Origin of the sequence: Syntrophaceticus schinkii, assembly GCF_000946815.1 — a bacterium.
Classification (GTDB): domain Bacteria; phylum Bacillota; class DSM-12270; order Thermacetogeniales; family Thermacetogeniaceae; genus Syntrophaceticus; species Syntrophaceticus schinkii.
Window position 1 is genome coordinate 1 of the sequence record NZ_CDRZ01000156.1, and the last position, 1649, is coordinate 1649.

Below are 1649 nucleotides of genomic sequence, written 5' to 3' on the forward strand. Positions count from 1 at the left end.
CATTGGATTCGGGTTTATTTATTGGAATCTTTTTATTGCGTTATACTGGTAATCTAGGAACTATCAACCGGTATTCCACTTATGTCTTCCTTACCTTTCCCTTGCCTTTTTATCCTTGAATTCCCGCGTTTTTATACCTATGTGCTTGAAACATCTATAAACACTGCATTTCTTGCTCCTCATAGGTATAATAATTTATACCTATGAGGAATAAAAAACTTTTGAAATCTCTTGTATCATGCGGATTAAGAGACTCATAGGTATAATTTTCCGGGAATCCAGGTAACTAAAGCATCACCGCCAAAGAGAGCAATTACAATATTGGTGTCTAAAAGAAAGCTACCACTCATCTGTATCTACCTGCTCACAGCCTTCTTCAATCGCCTGACTCATTGCTTGGGCATCTTCCTCAGTAATAATGCCGGAAAAACGCAATAATTCACACCCCGGAGTACCTTCTGGGGTACAACATGAACGGGAGAATCTTATCGATGTATCCGCCGTTTCCCAAGATGCCGCTTCCCCGCCGCCCATTACTCCGACCGTAAATCTAAAAACCTGATCACATCCTTTTCTCTATTCAACAGCCCTGATTGCCTCTGTTATATCTATTTTATTTACCTGTCTTCTCGGCCCTATGGTAGCAAGATAGCCGATGGCTAAATTGATAAAGATCACGATTAAAAAAGATTTCCAATCTATAAAAAACTGCTTGACATGTATTGGCCAAGCATAGACATACACTGGAAATATATACACTTTATACATAAAGTAACCTAATTCAACTATCAGGGCAACAACACAGGAGCAAACAGCGGATATAGTTCCGTACATGAGCCCTTCAGACCTGAGCATCATCCTGAACTGTTTTTTGGTCAGCCCGATGGCCTTCATAATGCCGTGCTCCCTTATTCTGGATATTAAGTTGTAATTTATATTGTTATAAATACTAAACCTGCTGATCAGAATCAAAATAACAGCTATGGAGTTTTGTATGAAATCCGCAGTTACAGCAGATTTACCATCTTCTTTGTTAACTTTATAGTAATCTGCCAGTAAAGTTCCTTTAAAAAGGTTTGACAGCTTCTGAGCTCTTTCCTTGACAACTTCATAGTCTTGATCACTGGCATTTTCTTTTAAATTAATTTGAACTACCCGATGAGTATCTATTCCTGACAGCTCTTCAAACATATTTTCCGATAGATATACATATGGTGCTAATTCCGTCCCTGCTGCAGTGAACTCTTGATACGGCAGTTCATCAACTACTCCTATGATTGTAAACTCTTTTTCTAGATAATGCGGGCTATATTTTTCATGTCCTTTTAAAAGCTCTTTATTATCAATACCTTCAGCATATCCCTCTTTGGGAACAGCCAGCTTGATCTTATCGCCGGTCCTTAGATTCAGCACAGGCGCATACTTGCCTTTTGCTTTTGCATCATAGGGGACTCCATTCCCTTTTGTCTTGGGAATATAAACTACCGCTGCAGGCTCATCCTTCATCAGGCTTGTATCTATTTCTTCGCCCTGCAGTGTTTTAAATATTCTAGCCAAATATACTAAATCTCTATCTGACAGCCCCAATACAGTATTTCTAATTATTACTTCATCCTTCGTATCCCCTTCAAAGGAAAAAATCCCCTAGA

General features: G+C 38.9%; 2 protein-coding genes. Both read right to left on the reverse strand.

Annotated features, from left to right (window positions below; genetic code table 11):
- Positions 1-339 precede the first annotated feature (339 nt).
- A complete protein-coding gene (locus SSCH_RS06630; RefSeq protein ID WP_044664783.1) occupies positions 340-534 on the reverse strand; it encodes a hypothetical protein in 195 nt (64 codons plus the stop codon).
- A 42-nt stretch (positions 535-576) separates the two neighbouring features.
- Positions 577-1587 carry an ABC transporter permease gene (locus SSCH_RS06635; RefSeq protein WP_044664784.1) on the reverse strand — a complete coding sequence of 337 codons (1011 nt, stop codon included), beginning with the start codon at positions 1585-1587 and terminating at the stop codon, positions 577-579.
- Positions 1588-1649 lie beyond the last annotated feature (62 nt).

Excerpts from the sequence above, each read along its gene's own strand:
- SSCH_RS06630 (WP_044664783.1), bottom strand. The coding sequence starts at position 534 with ATGGGCGGCGGGGAAGCGGCATCTTGGGAAACGGCGGATACATCGATA.